We start from the raw sequence: 18,762 nt of genomic DNA, 5'->3' as shown, positions 1-18,762 counted from the left end.
CGATCAACCTCAACCACTTCGCTGCACGGGCTGCGCAGTTCAGCCAAGCCGTGCCCGATCTCAAGGTGCTGCGTGCGCTGCTCGGGGACTCGCGCCGGCACAAATTCATCGGCGCGAACGTGGCCGTCAACAGCGCCGTCCTCAAGGACGAGCACAGCGGCGCCGGTACCACCGTTAAGTGCTGGGTGTTTGCCAAATGAGCGCGATCGCCCATGTGAGAAATTTTGGGAAATTTTCGTTGACTTCTACCCGGGAGCGGAGCAACCATTACCGTGTCGCCGCAAAATCGGCGACCGGGATTGGCGTCCCGACTTCTCAAGGCGCAACAGCGCCCATCGATCGATGCCAGGCGCTTTTTTCTCGCCCGGCGTTCGCTCGGGCGCGTGCCTGCCAGTTCTATGGCGGGCGGTGCGTGGGGGCCGCAAGGCCCGCCGGTTCCTTGAGTCCGGTACGCCAACCCGCACCGTCCGCCACCCCGATTGGCGTCGGGGCGGCGGATTCCAGTCAACTCAAGGAATCCACCATGTCCTACGACGCTCAAGAAGCGCCGGCCAACGCCGCGCGTCAGATCGCCCATTATTTCGGCCTGATCGCCGACACCCTCGACTGGAATCACACCGCCTGGCTCGCCCTGCAGGCGAAGCTGCAGGCCATGAGCAAAGCGCCAGAGGCGCTGACCTTGGCCGATGTTGAGGCCGCCATTTCCAGCATCAATGCCGACCTGGCCGAGGTGCGCCAGTGAGCCGCCGCGACCTGCACAAGGCGCTGCGCGTCGCGCCCGGCGTCTATCTGCTCCTGCAGATCCGGGCGACCGACGTGCTTGCCGAACTGTACGCAGATGGCCTGCATGACCGTCGACCGGTCATGTTCGCCTGCAGCACGATCGAAGAGCCTTGTGAGTTATTCCCGGTCGACGACGGCACTGGCCTGGTCATCGGGTCGTTGCACGTGGTCATGCCGGAGGCCGAGGCCGCCGCGCTGCAGGACTGGGTGATCGAGCGCATGCCCGCATTGGAGGTGGCTTGATGGACGCCACTCACGCAGACACCCGGCTGCCAGAGGACGCTGATTTCTCGATCAGCGAAGAGGAACAATTCCGACTCTGGCGTGCTTACCACGCGGCCTCGCTGCTTGCCGCGCTGACCAACGATATCGCGATCGAAGCAGGCATCAATCACGACGGACCGGCGGCAGTGGCCGAGTACATCCGTCACGAACTGCTTGATGTCCTCGGCGGCGCGCAGCGCCTGCGCGAGCTTGATCCCAGCACTCCGCCATCTGGCGCCGACCTGATCTAACCCCGCAACAGCGGGCCGGCGGGCGGTGCTGTAACACCGCCCCAAGGCCCTCCACCAACGCAACTCAGGAGAGTCGATATGCAACAGCAAACTGGAACACGTCCAGCCACGGCAACACGTCTGCTGGCTTTGGGCACCGGACCCGGTCCGGAGGCTAACACGCCGACCGTTGACGCCTACGACCGCAACATGGGCGACTGCTCAGCAACCATCACCATGCACGTCACGCATGGTGCGGTCGTGGTCACTGCCACCCTGAACATGGGACCGATTCGCGAGGCTCGCCAGTCGTGGGAGCGGCGGCGCGGCACCGGCACCGGCTGGAAACTCATCGATGGGCCCCGCCTGTGGACGACGGCGGAAGACCGCATCAGCACGGAGTTGGCTGAGTTCATGGACGGCCTGGACTTCCCCTTTGACCTGGCCAACATGCTGCCGCGCAGGCCGACTGCAGCTGCAGCTGCAGCTGCAGCAGTCGCACAGGCCGCACGGGAGGTGGCCAATGGTTGAGCTGCTCGCTCTGACGATGGTCCTGGCGCCGGCCGCCGGCGGCGCGCTGGTCTACAAACTGTGGGCGTCGCGCCGCCCGCGCCTCACCCAGAAAGGCCTGGCCGTTGGACAGGTGCCGCAGCGCTTGCGTCGCCGCACCCGCATGGCTGTACGGCGGGAGGCTACCCATGGCTGAGTCGGTCATCCTTCTGGGTCCGCAGGGCAGCTGCAAATCTCTCAACGCCGAGGCTCTATGTCGGGAACTCGGCCTGCAGGAGGTCATCGAACTGGACGAAATGTTGTTCACGTTCCGTGCTGATCGCCTGGAGTCTTCCGGGCAACTGATCCTGACCTGCGACGAGCAGCAGGCGCGCACCTGGTCGGTGCGTTGGGGCTTGCGCCTCATGCGTGTCGAGGAAGCACGCGCCAGGCTCGGCGCCGCATGGAGGACGCAGCCATGAACCTGCAGCGAACGATCGAGGTTGCTCGCGCCGCAGCACGCATGGGAGAGCCTGGCCACTTGTCCACTGGAGAGGCGCTCACTGCGGCTCTGGTGCTGAATCGAGCCGATTGGCTGACCGAGATGGACTACACCATCGCCGAGGCGCTGGACCGGATCGACTCCGACACCGTGCAACACCTTCGGGACGCCGAGCGCGTGCTGCGCCTGGAGGTACCGTGACACAACGTCAGGTCGACCACGACAGTCCTCTGCCGCCTTGCACGAACGGCCACCTGGCTCGCCACATGCTCGATGCCCGCCGCCCCGAGGCGGGCGGCGGGCACTTCATCGAGTGCGTGTGTGGGCGCACTCAGAAGCACCCTAACTACGAGTTGGCCATGATCGAATGGCGCCGAGCTCATCGGATACGCGCACCGCGTCAGCCACGTCACTGCGCGCCAAACGTCGTGCAGCTTGGCCTGCGCTTCACTGGTACGCGCCAGCGATGATTGATGGCGCGAATATGGAAGCGTTTCGCAGGGCTTGCGAGGCGCGCCACTGGATCCGGCTGGGCTACGTGGATGCGGCTAAGGTGCAAGAACTACGGCTCCGCATTGCCGCTCAGCGCGGCTACGCAGCTGCTGACTTGCTCGTCGAGGAAATGCGCGAGCAATGGCAGCACAGACGGGAGTGGATCGGGGGGAAAGGGACGTGAGCAGCTCGGTGATTACGTTCGAAGATCTGCGTCGCCTCTGCGCGCCGGTCGGTCCTGCTCCACGCGCATCCACGGTAGTGCGCTGGGCGCGCGAGCAGGGAATTCTCTACAAATACGACGGAAGAGGCGGAATCTGGACAACCCTGGACGCGCTCAACGCTGCAGTGGGGCTGGCCCAGAACGCCACTGAGCTACACAACATGGAGCTGATCTGATGGGACGCGGCAGGAAGCGCAAGTTCAACCCGGATATCCCCAGGCACATCGACCAAGACGCCCTCCCAAAGGGCGTCTACTGGGCCGATGGGCGCTGGTACATCATCGAGCCGCACCCCGAAGGCGGCCCAACAAGGAAGCGCACGATTGCGTATGCGGATGCGAGACTTTCCGACCTCCACGCGGCCAGGGAAGCATCTCGTGGTGCCGGCCTGGTCGGCTCCCTGCAATACCTGTCCAACGCGTTCAAGCTATCCACCGAGTACCGTGACCTTTCTCGCAGCACCCGCGATGACTACGATCACCATGCCGAGGTGGCCTGCGGCTACGTGCTGAAGGACGGCAGTTTGCTCGGTAGCCTGCAGGTGGACCGTCTGTCCGTTCCCCTGGTGCAGCGCTTGGTCGAAGCGCTCGCCAAGGGGCGGGAAGCAAGCGCCGTGCAGCCCGCATTACTTGCCCGTCCGTCCAAGGCCAATCACACGCTGCGGTATCTACACCGGCTTTTTGCCTGGGGCATACGCATCGGCCATTGCAAGACCAACCCGGCCAGCGGAGTGCGCGGTGCGACAGAGCGCGCGGATGCAAAGATGCCTGATCCGCAATCGTTTATGGCGGTGCTTGAGTTCGCCAAGGCACGGGCTGCCTTACCGCTACACGCGAAGGGAGCAATCCCGCCATACATGCCGGCGGTGATGGTACTGGCCTACAACGCACGTCTGCGTGGTGTCGAAGTGACCGATCTAACAGATGCGGACGCGCTGCACCAGGGAGTGCGCTGCACGCGCCGCAAAGGTTCTCGCGACAACATCACCGCCTGGAACGATGATCTGCGATGGGCATGGATCTGGCTGCGGGACTACCGTGCTCGACGGATCCATGCACACAAACGACCGGTTCCGCTGCGCCCCGAGCAGCGTGGCCTGTTGGTCACCCAGACCGGCACACGCTTGGCGCGATCAACATTGAAGACTGCCTGGCAGCGCTTGATCACCGCGGCGATCGAGGCCGGCGTGATCGAGGAGGAGGCGCGCTTCACGCTGCATGGTCTCAAGCATCGCGGCATTACTGACACAAGTGGTACGCGGGCGCATAAGCAGGATGCTGCAGGCCACATCACGCCACAGATGACGCACCGCTACGATCACGAGTTGCAGGTGATAGCACCGCCAACGTTGCCCACTGATGAGGCGATAGCAGGGGCGTTGGCGTTCGTTGACCGGGTCAAGCCTTCAGAGTCGTGAGGGCCGCGAATTTTCCCGGCAATTTTCCCGGTTCAACAAAAAAGGGCTAGCGAATTGATCGCAAGCCCTTGATGTTTTTGGCGCCCGAAGTTGGACTCGAACCAACGACCCCCTGATTAACAGTCAAGTGCTCTAACCGGCTGAGCTATTCGGGCGGGGGAGCCAAATTATAGGGAGCGACTGGCTGCTATGCAACCCCCTACTAGAGAAATTTCAGGTCGGGCAGGGCTCGGACTTTTCCAGCAGGCGGGATCGGGGACGTCCAGCCGTGTTAACAACGACTTCTCCTCTAAGGAGGCCTTGGCTGCAGATATGAAATGTCAGGTTGCTGCCAAGTGCTCGACCGAGCGGGCCGTAGCGCACTTGCTTACGTCCTGACGTCGTTCGGATCTGAAGCTGTGAAGATGGCTTGAGGGCAGCTGTCGAAATGACATCGTCCCCACTATCCGGACTTCGATTGCCATCCGGGTCGGAATAGACGAGCCAGCCCCCGGTCCAATTGTTGCTTTCGATGCAGTCTTGCACTGGCGAACTTGGGCACAGGGCAACTGGAGTGCCTCTCGAAATGGAGGTCGAGCGTGCCATCGCAAGGGTAGCGGTGAGCTCGAAAATCGTTGCACGTACATGTTGCGTCTGACGCAAATCAGTGAAGGATGGCCACGCAATGGAAGCGAGCATAGCAAGCACGGCCGTGGTAATCACAACTTCCAACAGGCTGATTCCGGACTGATGAAGTAGCTTTTCCATTCGTTTGTGCTCCATGCGTGCAGCTTGAAGCGTCCAACAAGCGGACAGGCTCGACGATCAGAGCATTGCCAGGACTGGGGTGGGAAAAGCACGAACATCGCCGTCATCGGCTGTCGCTATACTATTCGGTCGATGTGAGGGCACTGCTCCATGACCGACCGTTTTCAGCTCGTATCCCCGTACTCCCCAGCCGGCGATCAGCCGGCAGCCATTGACAAGTTGGTGGCCAATTTCGAGGCCGGCCTGGCCAAGCAGACCCTGTTGGGCGTGACTGGCTCGGGTAAGACCTACACCATCGCCAACGTGATCGAGCAGGTACAGAAGCCGACCCTGGTGATGGCGCCGAACAAGACGTTGGCGGCGCAGTTGTACGGCGAGTTCAAGTCGTTCTTTCCGAATAACGCGGTGGAGTACTTCGTCAGCTACTACGACTACTACCAGCCCGAGGCCTATGTGCCGTCGTCGGATACCTTCATCGAGAAGGACAGTTCGATCAACGAGCACATCGAGCAGATGCGGTTGTCCGCCACCAAGACCTTGCTGTCGCGTCGCGATTCGTTGGTGGTGGCTACGGTCTCGGCGATCTACGGTCTGGGCGCGCCGGAAGACTATTTGTCGCTGCGCTTGATCCTGTCGGTGGGCGAGCACATCGATCAGCGCAAGTTGATCCGTCATCTCAGCGATCTGCAGTACACGCGCAACGAATTCGAGCTGACGCGCGGCGCGTTCCGCGTGCGTGGCGAGGTGCTCGATGTCTTCCCGGCCGAGTCGGACACCGAGGCATTGCGTATCGAGTTGTTCGACGGCGACATCGAGCAGCTGACCTTGTTCGATCCGCTCACCGGCGAAACATTGCGCAAGTTGCAGCGCTACACCGTGTATCCCAAGACGCATTACGCGACCACGCGCGAGCGCACGCTCAGTGCGGTGGATACGATCAAGGACGAGTTGAAGGAGCGATTGGAGCAGCTGTATTCGCAGAACAAGCTGGTCGAAGCGCAGCGCCTGGCGCAGCGCACCCAGTTCGACCTGGAAATGATGGCCGAGGTCGGCTTCTGCAACGGTATCGAAAACTACTCGCGGCATCTCACCGGCAAGGCGCCTGGCGAGCCGCCGCCGACCTTGTTCGACTACCTGCCGCCTGATGCGCTGCTGGTCATCGACGAGTCGCATGTGACCATTCCGCAGATCGGCGCGATGTACAAAGGCGATCGTTCGCGCAAGGAAACGCTGGTGGAATTCGGCTTCCGTCTTCCGTCCGCGTTGGATAACCGGCCGCTGCGTTTCGAAGAGTGGGAGGCGCGTTCGCCACGCAGCATCTATGTCTCGGCCACACCAGGTCCGTATGAGCTGCGCGAGTCTGCAGGCGAGATCACCGAGCTGGTGGTGCGCCCGACCGGCCTGATCGACCCGGTGGTCGAGATCCGCCCGGTCGGCACGCAGGTCGACGACTTGATGTCCGAGATCCATGAGCGCATCAAGCTCGGCGATCGCGTGTTGGTGACCACGCTAACCAAGCGCATGTCCGAGAACCTCACCGAATACCTGGGCGAGCACGGCATTCGCGTGCGCTACCTGCATTCGGACATCGATACTGTTGAGCGGGTTGAGATCATCCGCGATCTGCGCCTTGGCAAATTCGACGTGCTGGTCGGCATCAATCTGCTGCGCGAAGGTCTGGACATGCCGGAAGTGTCGCTGGTGGCGATCCTGGATGCCGACAAGGAGGGCTTCCTGCGTTCGACTGGTTCGTTGATCCAGACGATCGGGCGCGCCGCGCGCAACCTGCGTGGCAAGGCAATCCTGTATGCCGACAAGATGACGCGTTCGATGCAGGCGGCGATCGACGAAACCGACCGTCGTCGCGAGAAGCAGGTCGAGTACAACCTCGAACATGGCATCACGCCGAAATCCGTGCAGCGCCCGATCTCCGACATCATGGAAGGCGCGCGCGAGGATGCCGCCGAGAAGAAAGCCGGCAAAGGTCGTTCGAAGTCACGTCAGATCGCCGAAGACACTGTCGACTACCGCGCGATGGGGCCGGCCCAGATCGCCGGCAAGCTCAAGAGCCTGGAGCAGAAGATGTACCAGCACGCCAAGGATCTGGAGTTCGAGGCCGCAGCGCAGATTCGCGACCAGATCCAGAAATTGAAGGCGGCGAGCCTGGCGTAGGGCGGGGCAGGGTGCTCACGTGCAGGGAGGGCTTGTGGCCCGCGAAACCCTGCGCTAGAATGCGCGCCCTGCACAGCGCAATGCTGACGCAGGAAACGGGCGGTTAGCTCAGCGGTAGAGCACTACCTTGACATGGTAGGGGTCACAGGTTCGAACCCTGTACCGCCCACCACTCCAAGTCCGGATACACGGCGACTTGAGTGGTTTGAACACGATCATCTTGCTGTTATCCCAATATAGCCATTGGCACGCTTCGTGTGCATAGGCTGGTCTGCGGATCTGTCAGCGTTGTTGAAACCGCTTTCTCCATCACACGTCTTGCTTTAGCATCGCTTCCGCGCTGACGAAAGGAAGGCTGGCAATGGACGAGTATCAGCACACCGTGCTGACCAGAGGGGGATACCGTGTGGTGGCAATCACCCGGGAAGAAATCTACGCGCCTGACACGGTGGTGGCATATGCCGTTGTGACAGACGCCGGCACCCGGATAACGCCGGATCTCTCCCTGGATCAAGCCAGGGTCTGGATCGACTCGCTGGTCGAGAGCGAAAGCGGCGGGCGCAAGTCAGATCTGATCGATCACAAGCCGGTTGCCCGTCGCTAGACGGCCGTCGAGATGTAAGCCTAAGGAGTAGGGTCGCGTGTCCAAAGCTAAAATAATTGCAATCGCCACTGCGGTGACGTTGCTCGTTGGATATGCCCTGTCCGGGTATCTGACATTGCTGCTGTTGCGACTCGATACCGGGTTGTATTCCTGGGACACCTACTACCGCTACGTCAGCGCATTGGGGTTGCCGGAAGTGGCGCCTTACGCGACCAAGATCAAGATGTCGGGTGTCCTCGGTTTTGGTCTGCCGGGGATCGTCTGGGCCATTACGGTTGTGGTTGTGCTCAAGCCAAAGCCACGTGCGCTGCATGGTGACGCGCGCTTTGCCGGAGCCGCAGATCTTTCCAAGCACGGGTTGTTCAAGCCGAGTGGTAATGGAATTGTCGTCGGCAAGTTCAACGGCAAGCTGGTGCGACTAAGCGGGCAGCAATTCGTGATCCTTGCCGCGCCCACGCGCTCCGGCAAGGGCGTTGGTGTGGTCATCCCCAATCTGCTCGAATATCAGGAATCGATCGTTGTCCTGGACATCAAGCAGGAAAACTTCGATCTGACCAGTGGCTGGCGCGCCAGTCAGGGGCATGAGGTCTTCCTGTTCAATCCGTTCGCTGAAGATCGCCGAACGCATCGCTGGAACCCGCTGACCTACGTCTCCAATGATCCGGCGTTCCGCGTCTCGGATCTGATGAGCATTGCGGCGATGTTGTATCCGGACGGGTCGGACGACCAGAAGTTCTGGGTCAGCCAGGCGCGCAACGCGTTCATGGCGTTCGCGCTGTACCTGTTCGAAAACCAGGATGAGGAACTGTCACTTGGCTTCCCTGGTGGCGCAGGTGCGCCCACGCTCGGTGGCATTTATCGGCTGTCGTCCGGAGATGGCACAGACCTGAAGAAATATCTGAAGTCGCTCTCCGAGCGCAGATTCCTTAGCAGCAACGCACGCTCGGCGTTTGCCAACATGCTGTCACAGGCCGATGAGACCTTTGCATCGATCATGGGCACCTTGAAAGAGCCGCTCAACGCATGGATCAACCCCGTATTGGATGCGGCAACCAGTGCTGACGACTTCATGCTGACCGATCTTCGCAAGAAGAAGATGACCATCTACATCGGCATCCAGCCCAACAAGCTGGCCGAGAGCAGGCTCATCATCAACCTGCTCTTCAGCCAGATCATCAACCTCAACACGCGGGAGCTTCCGAAGTCCAATCCGGAGCTGAAGTACCAGTGCTTGTTGTTGATGGACGAATTCACCTCGATCGGCAAAGTGGACATCATCGCGACCGCGGTCGCGTACATGGCGGGGTACAACCTCAGACTGTTGCCGATCATCCAGAGCATGGCGCAGTTGGATGCGACATACGGCAAGGATCTATCGCGAACGATCATCACCAACCACGCATTGCAGATCCTGTACGCGCCGCGCGAGCAGCAGGACGCGAACGACTACTCGGAGATGCTGGGTTACACGACGATCAAGAAGAAAAACATCACCCGGGGCCGAGAGACGACCCGTAGTGTTTCCGAAGAGCGGCGTGCACTGATGCTTCCCCAGGAGCTCAAGGCAATGGGCAACGAGAAAGAAGTGTTCCTGTATGAAGGTATTCCGCATCCTGTGAAGTGCGACAAGATCCGCTACTACGAAGATCGTTACTTCACCGCGCGACTGCTGCCCAAGACGGGCGTGAAAACGCTTTCCATTAGAGTGTGATATCCATCACGTTTTGGGTGCATATGTGGATGGGTAATTCTTGACTCATGTGTCCGTTAAGGGCAAAGTTACCCGAAATTCTTGCATTGTTGATTTTTTGTTAAGGGGCGGCGCCGGACGGGGTCGTATAGGAGTAAGGCTATGGATGGTTCTTCTGTGTGCTCATCTTCGTCTACGCGTATGCGCTGCACTGCTTCGCCCGCTTGGGCGGGTCATGTGCGCCTCGCGTTTCCAACCGGTTTCTCAGAGCCCTCATAGCTCCGCCACTGTTAGGTGCGCGGGGCCGCAGTGCTGTCCATCATCAAGCCCGAAATTTCCTGAGTTGGAGAAGTCAGAGTGAATCCGATGTATGTGTCCAAGCTGTCATTGGTGTTAGCGGCTGCCATGTTGGCTGGCGCCTGCGCGACCAAGCCTGCTCCTGACTTTGGCGGGCGCTGGAAGCACGTCAATCACTTTGACGAGGCCCCGACCGAAATTCCGCTCTACACCTCCTACACGTATCAGGCCACGCCGATGGATGGCACGCTGAAGACGATGCTTGAGCGTTGGGCCGCAGACTCCAACATGCAGTTGTCCTACAACTTGCCGTCGGACTACACCCTGATCGCACCAGTTTCGAATATCAGCACCACCAGCGTGCAGCAGGCCGCCACTGAGCTCAGTGCTGTGTACGCGGCGCAAGGAGTCTCGGTATCAGTGTCTGCCAACAAGCTGCTCGTGCAGCCCGTAGCGGTATCAACCGGATCCAAGCTTTAAGGACGCGTCGACTGATGCGATGCACCTGTGGCATCACATTTACAAGGACGTCCATGCCTCCCAGATGCCCGCAACCCATCGCGGCAACAGTTTCAGGCCTGACAAGGCCCCACGGTGACGGATCTAGACATGTTGCGTAAGAAGGTCAGTGAGAAAGATGGATCTGCCCAAGTCGGTGCAGCCGTCCAGAAGGCGGTTAATTACGAGGTGAGCATCGCTGATCTTGCGCGCCGCAGTGAAAAGCGTGCGTGGATTGTGGCGACCTTGTCGATGGTCGTGACGGTCATGACTGCGGGCGGCTATTACTACATGTTGCCGTTGAAGGAGAAAGTGCCCTATCTGGTCATGGCAGACGCCTATTCGGGTACAAGCACTATCGCCAAGCTTGAAGCGAATTTTGGTGGGCGGACGATTACTACGAGTGAGGCCTTGGCGCGCAGCAATATCGCACGCTTCATCATTGCCCGCGAATCGTTCGACTTGTCGATCATCGGTCAACGTGACTGGAATACCGTGTCAGCAATGGGCACGACAAATGTTGTGAACGAATATCGTGCATTGCATTCATCAAACAATCCGCTACGGCCGCTGAATACATACGGCAAGCTTCGTGCAGTTCGCGTCAATATCCTGAGTATCACGCTGATTGGTGGGAAAGGCCAGCCTTACAAAGGTGCGACAGTGCGCTTCCAGCGAACCGTATATGACAAGAATTCAACGCTCTCCACGCTGCTCGATAACAAAATTGCGACCATGGGATTCGTCTATCAGGACAATCTGGAGATGAGTGATAGCCTGCGTGTCGAAAATCCCCTTGGATTTCGGGTGACAGATTATCGGGTTGATAACGACTACTCCTCGCTGCCAGCAGCGCCTGCGGCTGGTGCCGTCATCAACGCGCAACCTCAAGCAGCTGCACAGCAGCCTGGCACGGGCGTTGTCGATCCGAATGCGGCAAATGTCTCTGGTGCAGTCCCGCAAGGCGGCGTTCCGCTCCAGCAAGGAGCCTTGCCGCAGGGTGGCGTGCCGCAACAGCAAGCACAGCCAGCGTTTCCCGATCAGATGCAGCCACCGGGTCAGCCTGCGATTCAATCCCAAGGGACGCCGAATAATGTCAATGGAGCAAGCGGTCGATGAAACTCTTTAATCGGTACAGGGCTGCGTTATTTTCAGCACTGCCACTTGCACTATGTGCTTTTTCAGCAGCGGCGCAGGTGGTTCAGGAATACGAATATGCGCCTGATCGTATCTATCAGGTGCGTACGGGTCTGGGGATTACCACTCAGGTCGAGCTAAGCCCGAATGAAAAAATCCTGGACTACAGCACCGGGTTCACTGGTGGCTGGGAACTCACTCGGCGTGAGAATGTATTTTATCTGAAACCCAAAAACGTCGACGTCGACACGAACATGATGATTCGTACGGCGACGCATTCCTACATTCTTGAGCTTAAGGTGGTTGCAACAGATTGGCAGCGCCTTGAGCAGGCGAAGCAGGCGGGTGTTCAATACAAGGTTGTGTTTACCTACCCGAAAGACACGAGCTTCAATAACGTGGAAGATGCAGACACATCGAAGAAAGGTCCACTGTTGAACGCAAAGATCCTAAAGGATCGTCGTTACTACTATGATTATGATTACTCCACGCGTACCAAGAAATCCTGGTTGATTCCAAGCCGGGTGTACGATGATGGCAAGTTCACTTACATCAACATGGATTTGACGCGGTTTCCGACTGGGAATTTCCCGGCGGTATTCGCTCGAGAGAAAGAACACGCCGAGGATTTTCTCGTCAATACGACGGTGGAAGGCAACACCCTGATTGTGCATGGGACCTATCCTTTCCTGGTGGTTCGCCACGGCGATAACGTCCTCGGTCTGCGAAGGAACAAGCAAAAGTGAACTCGAATATTCCAAACAGCCCAGATGATCGCTCCCCGGCAAACCGCGGGGAAGAACCGCGAAACGGCGAGTACGATGAGCGCAACAACCCGTACTTTGCACGTCAACAGGCAGTTGCCACGCCTGACCTGGATGCTAATGAGCCGGTGCTGCGCTCCAGCGACATCAAGCGGCTGAATCGTAAGGCGCTCGTGTTTCTGGCTGCCATTGCTGCTCTGCTGATTCTCGTTATCTTCTGGCTAGCAACGCAAAGTGGGGACGATTCGGCACCGCCGAAGCCGCGAGCTGAGACTGTTGTGGCGCCTGCGCTACCGCAAAATATGACTGCGCCCGTCGAAGAGGCACCCGTGCCTCTCGCGCAGCAGCCGAGTCTGCCGCCACTGCCGCCGATGCCCACTGTTGATAGCGAAGAGGCCGGTTCTGCGCCGGAACGTCAGCGCGGTCCTACATTGTTGGAGCGCCGAATCCTCGCCGAATCCGCTGCGAATGGCGCAGGCATGCCCGGTCAACCTGGTCCGCCAGCTGCACCTGGAGAGGAAGACACTGCTGTCACACTGGCAAAGCCGATTAGCAACCCGGACGGATTGTTGGTGCGTGGTACGTACATTCGCTGCATTCTTGAGACCCGGATCATTTCCGATTTCGGTGGCTATACATCTTGCATCGTGACTGAGCCGGTGTACTCCATCAACGGGCATAACCTGCTGCTGCCGAAGGGTTCCAAGATGCTTGGTCAGTATGGCGCCGGAGAGCCAACGACACGGCGCCTGCAGGTGGTCTGGGATCGGGTTACCACGCCGACCGGGCTGGATGTCACGCTCGTGGGGCCTGGTATTGATACGTTGGGCAGCGCTGGCCATCCAGGCAACTACAACGCCCATTGGGGCAACAAGATTGCATCGGCGCTGTTCATCAGTCTGCTGAGCGATGCCTTCAAATATGCGGCTGCCGAATATGGTCCAGAAACGACCACGATCGGTGTCGGCAGCGGGATCGTCACTCAGCAGCCTTTTGAAAGTAATACCGCCCGCAGCATGCAGCAGCTTGCCGAGCAGGCTGTTGAAAAGTCTGGGCGCCGTCCGGCAACCTTGACGATCAATCAGGGCACCGTGTTGAACGTTTATGTTGCCAAGGACGTCGATTTCTCGGCGGTCCTGCCGAAGTGAATGACATGGCTGCCATGACGATCGATGATTCCCCGACAGCGCGCATTTCGAACGACTTCCTGGATTACCAGTACTCAGTGTTGGGAATCCTGGATTACCTGAATTCGCCTGACGTGACCGAAATTTGCATCAATCGTCCGGGTGAGTTGTATCTTGAGACCATTCATGGGTGGCAGCGGGTTGATGTGCCGTCCCTCACCTACGATCGGGCTCGGCAGTTTTGTACGGCGGTCGTCAACGAGAGCAATACCGGACAACGTATTACTGACGCTGACCCGGTGGTGTCACTGACTTTTCCGACCGGGCAGCGCGCGCAGTTCGTGATGCCGCCGGCATGTGATGCCGGCAAGGTATCCATCACTATCCGGCTTCCTTCCAAGCACACCAAGTCGCTGGAGCAGTACAAACACGACGGTTTCTTCGACGAGGTGCTGGAACAGTCTGCGGATGTCAGCGATCATGATCAGGAGTTGCTGGAGTTACGACGCAAGCGTGACTATGCCGAGTTCTTCAAAAAGTGCGTGTTGTACAAGAAGAACGTCGTCGTTGCTGGAGCGACCGGCAGCGGCAAGACCACCTTCATGAAGGCGTTGGTCAATCATATTCCGAACCAAGAGCGCCTGGTGACCATCGAGGACGCTAGAGAGCTGTTCATCAGTCAGCCTAATTCCGTGCACCTGCTGTACTCGAAGGGCGGGCAGAGCGCCAGCAACGTGACTGCCAAGAGTTGCATGGAGGCGTGCCTGCGCATGAAGCCGGATCGCATCATCCTGGCCGAGTTGCGCGGTGATGAGTCGTTCTACTTCATCCGTAACTGCGCTTCGGGACATCCGGGTTCCATCACCAGTTGCCACGCCGGTAGTGTCGAGCAGACCTGGGACCAGTTGGCCTTGATGGTGAAAGCATCCAGCGAAGGCTCTGGTCTGGAGTTCGAGGTGATCAAGCGTTTGCTGAGAATGACCATCGACATCGTGGTTCATATCAAGGCGCACGCGGGACGGCGGTTCATCACAGGCATCGACTTCGATCCTCTGAGAACCTTGCGCGGCGGTTGAGAGGTAAATTTTTTCGTTGGGGCTGGTTTGGTTTTGCAAGGAGTAATGACATGTTGCCTGGCATGGAACTGATGGGGTGCACTGGACTTGCTGTTCCTGGCGAGGTAATGCAGCACGTTGTCCGTGTCGAGTCGTCGCGCAATCCGTATGCCATCGGTGTGGTTGGCGGGCGCTTGGTGCGTGAGCCACGGGGGTTGGCTGAGGCAGTCGCCACTGCCAAGATGCTGGAGCAGAAGGGCTATAACTTCTCCCTGGGGCTAGGCCAAGTCAATCGCTACAACCTGCAGAAGTACGGGCTGACCAGTTACGAGATGGCATTCGACAAATGCCCCAATCTTGTCGCTGCTTCAAGGATTTTAGCGGAGTGCCATTCGCGTTCAGGCGCTAATTGGGGCAAGTCGTTCAGCTGTTACTACTCCGGCAACTTCGAGACCGGTTTCAAACATGGTTATGTCCAAAAGATCTATGCATCCATTCGTCAGTCGGTAGCATCCTCTGGACCCGAGCCCATTGCGGTCGTGCCGACCCGCCAGGTGCAGTTGCGGCCTGCCAATCCGCTCAAGCAGGCGGCCGCCGAATTGGCAGATGCGATCGTCGCGCGTCGTATTCAGGATCTATCCGGGGCGGGCAACACGGTGGCTTCACCGTCTGGGCCTATGCTATCGGCACCGTCAGCACCTTACTCTCTGCCGAGCCGGGCCACCCCTGTGGCTCCTGCGGCGGAGAACGAGTTGTATGTGATAAAGCCGACAGGCCAGGGGCGTGGGGTGGCGTTGCCCGCCGTCGCACCTCAGGCCTCGACGCAGACTGATCTACCCGCAAATCCCGTCTCAATGCCGCGTGCACCACAGGCGGCTCCGCAAGTAGATAGCGCATTTGTTTTTTAGGATGGAAAATCGCCAAGGATATGGCTGCTGGACCCCCTCTGTTCCCAAGGAGTTAGACATGAAGTTTGAAATCGACAAGAAGACAATGACAGATGCCAAGATGGTTGGCACTCAGGCACTGAAAGCACTGGTGTTCATTTCGCTGCTGATGGTGGCTGGTGGTGCAGCGGCAGGCAGCAATGATCTTGCGGAGACTGACACCCGCGTCTGTGGCTTTCTGAACAATGTAACCAAGTTGCTGAATATGGGTTCGATCGCCGTGGTTACCATTGCGGTCATCGTGGCTGGTTACCAGATTGCCTTTGCACACAAACGCATCTCTGAGGTTTCCCCGATTCTCATCGGTGGTGTGTTGATCGGCGCGGCTGGTCAGATCGCCAACATGATTCTGCAAAACAATGGCTCGGATGCAGGCGACTGCTCCACGATCACAAGTTCGTTGATGCAGGTCGCTCAGTACTATGCATAAAGACGTGCTCTTCCGCGGCTGCACTCGTCCGGCAATGTTTTTGGGGGTGCCGTACATTCCCTTCTTCATTGGTGCGGGCGGTGGCTTGCTGTTGGGAATGTACATCAATCTTTGGTATCTGCTGACGATTCCCGTCATCATCTTTGGCATGCAGCAAATGGCCAAACGGGACGAAATGATCTTCAGGTTGCTTGGATTACGTTGGCTATTCCGAATGCGTGCTCGCAACCTCCAGCGGTATTCCGGAATGTGGGTATTCACTCCTAACGAATACCGTAAGGGTCCCCCGGGTAAATCGCGATGAGCACGTGAATCGTTTAACCAGCCCCACGCGTGCAGCTCGCGTGGGGTTGGCGTTTTAGATCGTAATTCTTGGTGTGATGCTCCCTTCTTAAATCGGTAAGACCATGTTCAGTCCAGACAGTCCGATCGGCGAATTTGTTTCCATTTCGACACATGTCGCACCATCCGTCGTCAAGACGACTGGTGGCGACTATCTGTTGATCTGGCATCTGGCTGGCTTGCCCTTCGTTGGGCGTGACGAGTTCGAACTCGAACAGCGGCACAACACGTTTAATCGGTTGTTGCAAACCTTGCGTGCACCGGATTTCGCCAATATCGCGTTCTGGGTTCACGACGTTCGCCGTCGTCGTAGGATCGGTACCGACGGGCGCTTCAAGCAATCGTTCAATCAGGCGCTGTCCGACGAGTATTACGCGGCGCTATCCTCGCAAAAAATCATGCAAAACGAGTTATACTTCAGCATGATCTATCGTCCTGTCGTTACCGGACGACGTCTGGTCGAAAAGTCTGTCAATCCAGACAAGATAAGGGCTGAGGAAGAGCAGGCCATCTCCAAGATCATCGAGTTAGCCACGAACGTTGAAGCGGTGCTGAAGGATTATTCGCCTTACCGTCTTGGCATGTATGAAGCCAAGAATGGTGTCGTGTTTTCCGAGACACTGGAGTTTCTCGGCTACTTGCTCAACCGAATCGACGAGCCTGTCCCGGTGCTGCAGGCGCCGGTGCCGGCGTATCTGCCTGTCAGCAAGCACATGTTCGCCAACAAGACCGGCGATTTTGTCATTCGCACGCCGGATGGCATCAATCATTTCGGTGCGATCCTCAACGTCAAGGAATATGCGGACGGAACCTATCCCGGCATTCTCAATGGCCTGAAGTATCTTGATTTCGAATACGTGATGACGCATTCGTTCAGCCCGGTCGGGCGCCACGATGCCTTGAAGGTGTTAGAACGCACTAAGGGAATGATGATTTCGTCGGGCGACAAGTCGTCCAGCCAGATCCGCGACCTGGACCTAGCGATGGACGACGTGGCCTCCGGCAACTTCGTATTGGGCGAATATCACTTTACCTTGGCGGTCTATGCCGACAGTCAGGAGAAGTTGGCCAGGCAGATCGCCACGACACGCGCCGAATTGTCCAATGCCGGTTTCGTGTCCTCCAAGGAAGATCTGGCGATCGCCTCGTCGTTCTACGCACAGCTGCCGGGCAACTGGCGCTTCCGCACGCGCATCGCCAACCTGAGTTCGCTCAATTTCCTTGGACTGTCGCCGCTGCATAATTTTGCCCAGGGCAAGCAGCACAACAATCCCTGGGGCGATTGCGTCACCACCTTGCAGACCACCAATGGTCAGCCGTATTACTTCAATTTCCACGCCACCCACCCGGCCGAAAACTCCCTGGGCGAGAAGGCGATCGGCAATACCATGGTGATCGGCAAGTCCGGTACCGGCAAGACGGCGCTGATCAACTTCCTGCTGAGCCAGGTACAGAAGTTCGATCCGATCCCGACCATTTTCTTCTTCGACAAGGACCGCGGCGCGGAGATCTTCGTGCGCGCCTGCGGCGGCAATTATCTGGCGCTGGAAAATGGCGTGCCGACCGGCTTCAATCCGTTCCAGTGCGAGCGCAATGAGGCCAACACGCAGTTCCTGGCCGAGCTGATCAAGGTGTTGGGCGGCAAGACGGAGTACAGCTCGCGCGAGGAGGAAGACATCTACCGCGCGGTGGAAGGCATGCTGGACACGCCGATGCATCTGCGCAGCATGAGCAACTTCCGCAAGAGCCTGCCCAATATGGGCGACGACGGCCTGTATGCGCGCCTGCGTCGTTGGACCGCCGGCAATTCGCTGGGCTGGGTGTTCGATAACCCGGTGGACACCATCGACCTGACGCGCGCATCGATCATCGGCTTCGACTACACCGACGTGATCGACAACGCGGAAGTGCGCGTGCCTGTGATCAACTATCTGCTGCATCGCCTGGAGGCGCTGATCGACGGGCGTCCGCTGATCTACGTGATGGACGAATTCTGGAAAATCCTCGATGGCAAGGGTGGCCTGAAGGAGTTCGCCAAGAACAAGCAGAAGACCATCCGTAAACAGAACGGCCTGGGCATCTTCGCCACGCAGAGCCCGGAAGACGCCCTGGCCAGCGACATCGCTGCGGCGCTGATCGAGCAGACCGCCACGATGGTGCTGCTGCCCAACCCCAACGCCAGTCGCGACGATTACATGGAAGGACTCAAGCTCACCGATGCCGAATACCAGGTGGTCGTCTCGCTCGATGAGCGCTCGCGCTGCTTCCTTGTCAAGCAAGGCCATGCCTCTGCGGTGTGCCAGCTCAACCTGCGTGGGATGGACGACGCACTGTCGGTCATTTCGTCCTCGACCGACAACATCGAGATCATGCATGAAATCCTGGCCGGCAAGGCCAGCAAGTTGGGCGTCACCGTCGATCAGCTGACGCCGGAGCAGTGGCTGAGCGATTTCTATGCCAACCGCAAGGGGTCGGGTAAGCGCAAAGCCGTCAAAGACAAGGAGGCCGAAGATGCGTAGTCCTCATCATCGGCAGCACACTTTCCACGCATC

At 58.7% G+C, this 18,762-nt stretch carries 23 protein-coding genes, 2 tRNA genes and 1 pseudogene; 24 read left to right on the top strand and 2 right to left on the bottom strand.

Annotated elements, in window-relative coordinates; all coding sequences use genetic code 11:
- The 11 genes and pseudogenes from ABS769_RS11070 to ABS769_RS11020 all read left to right on the top strand — a co-directional run.
- Nucleotides 1–200, top strand: a pseudogene (locus ABS769_RS11070) (hypothetical protein); the annotation flags it as partial.
- Nucleotides 201–523: 323 nt separating this feature from the next.
- Nucleotides 524–742 (top strand): hypothetical protein, encoded by a 219-nt coding sequence (locus ABS769_RS11065; RefSeq protein ID WP_317061332.1) that lies wholly within the window; start codon nt 524–526, stop codon nt 740–742.
- Entirely contained in the window at nt 739–1,026 is a 288-nt protein-coding gene (locus tag ABS769_RS11060) for a hypothetical protein (RefSeq protein WP_317061333.1), read from the top strand. Before ABS769_RS11065 ends, ABS769_RS11060 begins: the two co-directional genes overlap by 4 nt.
- A complete protein-coding gene (locus ABS769_RS11055) occupies nt 1,026–1,298 on the top strand; it encodes a hypothetical protein (RefSeq protein ID WP_317061334.1) in 273 nt (90 codons plus the stop codon). The genes ABS769_RS11060 and ABS769_RS11055 overlap by 1 nt, the downstream gene beginning before the upstream one ends.
- A gap of 78 nt (nt 1,299–1,376) precedes the next feature.
- A complete protein-coding gene (locus tag ABS769_RS11050; RefSeq protein ID WP_317061335.1) occupies nt 1,377–1,808 on the top strand; it encodes a hypothetical protein in 432 nt (143 codons plus the stop codon).
- Nucleotides 1,801–1,983, top strand: a complete 183-nt coding sequence (locus ABS769_RS11045; protein WP_317061336.1) for a hypothetical protein — start codon at nt 1,801–1,803, stop codon at nt 1,981–1,983. The genes ABS769_RS11050 and ABS769_RS11045 overlap by 8 nt, the downstream gene beginning before the upstream one ends.
- Complete coding sequence (locus ABS769_RS11040) at nt 1,976–2,248, top strand: hypothetical protein (RefSeq protein ID WP_317061337.1); 273 nt, start codon at nt 1,976–1,978, stop codon at nt 2,246–2,248. Before ABS769_RS11045 ends, ABS769_RS11040 begins: the two co-directional genes overlap by 8 nt.
- On the top strand, nt 2,245–2,469 hold the full coding sequence (locus ABS769_RS11035) for a hypothetical protein (RefSeq protein WP_317061338.1): 225 nt from the start codon (nt 2,245–2,247) through the stop codon (nt 2,467–2,469). The genes ABS769_RS11040 and ABS769_RS11035 overlap by 4 nt, the downstream gene beginning before the upstream one ends.
- Nucleotides 2,470–2,734: 265 nt before the next feature.
- Complete coding sequence (locus tag ABS769_RS11030; RefSeq protein WP_317061339.1) at nt 2,735–2,944, top strand: DUF7696 family protein; 210 nt, start codon at nt 2,735–2,737, stop codon at nt 2,942–2,944.
- Nucleotides 2,941–3,159 (top strand): hypothetical protein, encoded by a 219-nt coding sequence (locus tag ABS769_RS11025; protein ID WP_317061340.1) that lies wholly within the window; start codon nt 2,941–2,943, stop codon nt 3,157–3,159. The genes ABS769_RS11030 and ABS769_RS11025 overlap by 4 nt, the downstream gene beginning before the upstream one ends.
- Complete coding sequence (locus tag ABS769_RS11020) at nt 3,159–4,400, top strand: site-specific integrase (protein ID WP_317061341.1); 1,242 nt, start codon at nt 3,159–3,161, stop codon at nt 4,398–4,400. Before ABS769_RS11025 ends, ABS769_RS11020 begins: the two co-directional genes overlap by 1 nt.
- A gap of 78 nt (nt 4,401–4,478) precedes the next feature.
- On the opposite strand, the gene ABS769_RS11015 is transcribed toward ABS769_RS11020, so the two are convergent.
- Nucleotides 4,479–4,555 (bottom strand) — tRNA-Asn (locus tag ABS769_RS11015).
- A 58-nt stretch (nt 4,556–4,613) separates the two neighbouring features.
- Nucleotides 4,614–5,147, bottom strand: coding sequence for a GspH/FimT family pseudopilin (locus ABS769_RS11010; protein ID WP_317061342.1), 534 nt, complete (start codon nt 5,145–5,147; stop codon nt 4,614–4,616).
- Nucleotides 5,148–5,297: 150 nt separating this feature from the next.
- On the opposite strand from ABS769_RS11010, the gene uvrB reads away from it, so the two are divergent.
- From uvrB to ABS769_RS10945, 13 genes are all read left to right on the top strand, one after another.
- Nucleotides 5,298–7,319, top strand: a complete 2,022-nt coding sequence (uvrB, locus tag ABS769_RS11005) for an excinuclease ABC subunit UvrB (protein ID WP_168958456.1) — start codon at nt 5,298–5,300, stop codon at nt 7,317–7,319.
- 97 nt (nt 7,320–7,416) lie between these two features.
- Nucleotides 7,417–7,491, top strand: a tRNA-Val gene (locus ABS769_RS11000).
- 189 nt (nt 7,492–7,680) lie between these two features.
- On the top strand, nt 7,681–7,923 hold the full coding sequence (locus tag ABS769_RS10995; RefSeq protein WP_317061343.1) for a hypothetical protein: 243 nt from the start codon (nt 7,681–7,683) through the stop codon (nt 7,921–7,923).
- Between the two features lie 37 nt (nt 7,924–7,960).
- The gene (locus tag ABS769_RS10990) at nt 7,961–9,634 is read left to right on the top strand and encodes a type IV secretory system conjugative DNA transfer family protein (protein ID WP_350498159.1); all 1,674 of its coding nucleotides are present in this window, start codon (nt 7,961–7,963) and stop codon (nt 9,632–9,634) included.
- Nucleotides 9,635–9,979: 345 nt separating this feature from the next.
- Nucleotides 9,980–10,390, top strand: coding sequence for a TcpQ domain-containing protein (locus tag ABS769_RS10985; protein WP_006449256.1), 411 nt, complete (start codon nt 9,980–9,982; stop codon nt 10,388–10,390).
- Between the two features lie 129 nt (nt 10,391–10,519).
- The gene (locus ABS769_RS10980; protein ID WP_317061346.1) at nt 10,520–11,527 is read left to right on the top strand and encodes a VirB8/TrbF family protein; all 1,008 of its coding nucleotides are present in this window, start codon (nt 10,520–10,522) and stop codon (nt 11,525–11,527) included.
- A complete protein-coding gene (locus tag ABS769_RS10975; RefSeq protein WP_006449258.1) occupies nt 11,524–12,291 on the top strand; it encodes a TrbG/VirB9 family P-type conjugative transfer protein in 768 nt (255 codons plus the stop codon). The genes ABS769_RS10980 and ABS769_RS10975 overlap by 4 nt, the downstream gene beginning before the upstream one ends.
- Nucleotides 12,288–13,457, top strand: coding sequence for a TrbI/VirB10 family protein (locus tag ABS769_RS10970; protein ID WP_317061347.1), 1,170 nt, complete (start codon nt 12,288–12,290; stop codon nt 13,455–13,457). Before ABS769_RS10975 ends, ABS769_RS10970 begins: the two co-directional genes overlap by 4 nt.
- Nucleotides 13,458–13,462: 5 nt before the next feature.
- Nucleotides 13,463–14,512 (top strand): P-type DNA transfer ATPase VirB11, encoded by a 1,050-nt coding sequence (gene virB11, locus ABS769_RS10965; protein ID WP_317061348.1) that lies wholly within the window; start codon nt 13,463–13,465, stop codon nt 14,510–14,512.
- A gap of 62 nt (nt 14,513–14,574) precedes the next feature.
- Nucleotides 14,575–15,399 carry a lytic transglycosylase domain-containing protein gene (locus tag ABS769_RS10960; RefSeq protein WP_317061382.1) on the top strand — a complete coding sequence of 275 codons (825 nt, stop codon included), beginning with the start codon at nt 14,575–14,577 and terminating at the stop codon, nt 15,397–15,399.
- 58 nt (nt 15,400–15,457) lie between these two features.
- Complete coding sequence (locus ABS769_RS10955; protein ID WP_317061349.1) at nt 15,458–15,868, top strand: TrbC/VirB2 family protein; 411 nt, start codon at nt 15,458–15,460, stop codon at nt 15,866–15,868.
- Nucleotides 15,861–16,172 (top strand): type IV secretion system protein VirB3, encoded by a 312-nt coding sequence (locus ABS769_RS10950; protein ID WP_317061351.1) that lies wholly within the window; start codon nt 15,861–15,863, stop codon nt 16,170–16,172. Before ABS769_RS10955 ends, ABS769_RS10950 begins: the two co-directional genes overlap by 8 nt.
- A gap of 103 nt (nt 16,173–16,275) precedes the next feature.
- Nucleotides 16,276–18,729 carry a VirB4 family type IV secretion/conjugal transfer ATPase gene (locus ABS769_RS10945; protein WP_317061352.1) on the top strand — a complete coding sequence of 818 codons (2,454 nt, stop codon included), beginning with the start codon at nt 16,276–16,278 and terminating at the stop codon, nt 18,727–18,729.
- Nucleotides 18,730–18,762 lie beyond the last annotated feature (33 nt).

The organism is Xanthomonas hortorum, from assembly GCF_040279205.1.
Taxonomy (GTDB): domain Bacteria; phylum Pseudomonadota; class Gammaproteobacteria; order Xanthomonadales; family Xanthomonadaceae; genus Xanthomonas; species Xanthomonas hortorum_F.
This window is presented reverse-complemented; position numbering and strand designations above follow the sequence as displayed.

Bases quoted from the DNA above. Each gene is read 5' to 3' on its own strand.
- ABS769_RS10945 (WP_317061352.1), top strand. From the start codon at position 16,276: ATGTTCAGTCCAGACAGTCCGATCGGCGAATTTGTTTCCATTTCGACA.
- ABS769_RS10980 (WP_317061346.1), top strand. From the start codon at position 10,520: ATGTTGCGTAAGAAGGTCAGTGAGAAAGATGGATCTGCCCAAGTCGGT.
- ABS769_RS11030 (WP_317061339.1), top strand. From the start codon at position 2,735: ATGATTGATGGCGCGAATATGGAAGCGTTTCGCAGGGCTTGCGAGGCG.
- ABS769_RS11020 (WP_317061341.1), top strand. From the start codon at position 3,159: ATGGGACGCGGCAGGAAGCGCAAGTTCAACCCGGATATCCCCAGGCAC.
- ABS769_RS10995 (WP_317061343.1), top strand. From the start codon at position 7,681: ATGGACGAGTATCAGCACACCGTGCTGACCAGAGGGGGATACCGTGTG.
- virB11 (WP_317061348.1), top strand. From the start codon at position 13,463: ATGGCTGCCATGACGATCGATGATTCCCCGACAGCGCGCATTTCGAAC.
- ABS769_RS11040 (WP_317061337.1), top strand. From the start codon at position 1,976: ATGGCTGAGTCGGTCATCCTTCTGGGTCCGCAGGGCAGCTGCAAATCT.
- ABS769_RS11055 (WP_317061334.1), top strand. From the start codon at position 1,026: ATGGACGCCACTCACGCAGACACCCGGCTGCCAGAGGACGCTGATTTC.
- ABS769_RS11010 (WP_317061342.1), bottom strand. From the start codon at position 5,147: ATGGAAAAGCTACTTCATCAGTCCGGAATCAGCCTGTTGGAAGTTGTG.
- ABS769_RS10985 (WP_006449256.1), top strand. From the start codon at position 9,980: ATGTATGTGTCCAAGCTGTCATTGGTGTTAGCGGCTGCCATGTTGGCT.
- uvrB (WP_168958456.1), top strand. From the start codon at position 5,298: ATGACCGACCGTTTTCAGCTCGTATCCCCGTACTCCCCAGCCGGCGAT.
- ABS769_RS10955 (WP_317061349.1), top strand. From the start codon at position 15,458: ATGAAGTTTGAAATCGACAAGAAGACAATGACAGATGCCAAGATGGTT.
- ABS769_RS11035 (WP_317061338.1), top strand. From the start codon at position 2,245: ATGAACCTGCAGCGAACGATCGAGGTTGCTCGCGCCGCAGCACGCATG.
- ABS769_RS10975 (WP_006449258.1), top strand. From the start codon at position 11,524: ATGAAACTCTTTAATCGGTACAGGGCTGCGTTATTTTCAGCACTGCCA.
- ABS769_RS10950 (WP_317061351.1), top strand. From the start codon at position 15,861: ATGCATAAAGACGTGCTCTTCCGCGGCTGCACTCGTCCGGCAATGTTT.
- ABS769_RS10960 (WP_317061382.1), top strand. From the start codon at position 14,575: ATGGAACTGATGGGGTGCACTGGACTTGCTGTTCCTGGCGAGGTAATG.
- ABS769_RS11065 (WP_317061332.1), top strand. From the start codon at position 524: ATGTCCTACGACGCTCAAGAAGCGCCGGCCAACGCCGCGCGTCAGATC.
- ABS769_RS11045 (WP_317061336.1), top strand. From the start codon at position 1,801: ATGGTTGAGCTGCTCGCTCTGACGATGGTCCTGGCGCCGGCCGCCGGC.
- ABS769_RS11050 (WP_317061335.1), top strand. From the start codon at position 1,377: ATGCAACAGCAAACTGGAACACGTCCAGCCACGGCAACACGTCTGCTG.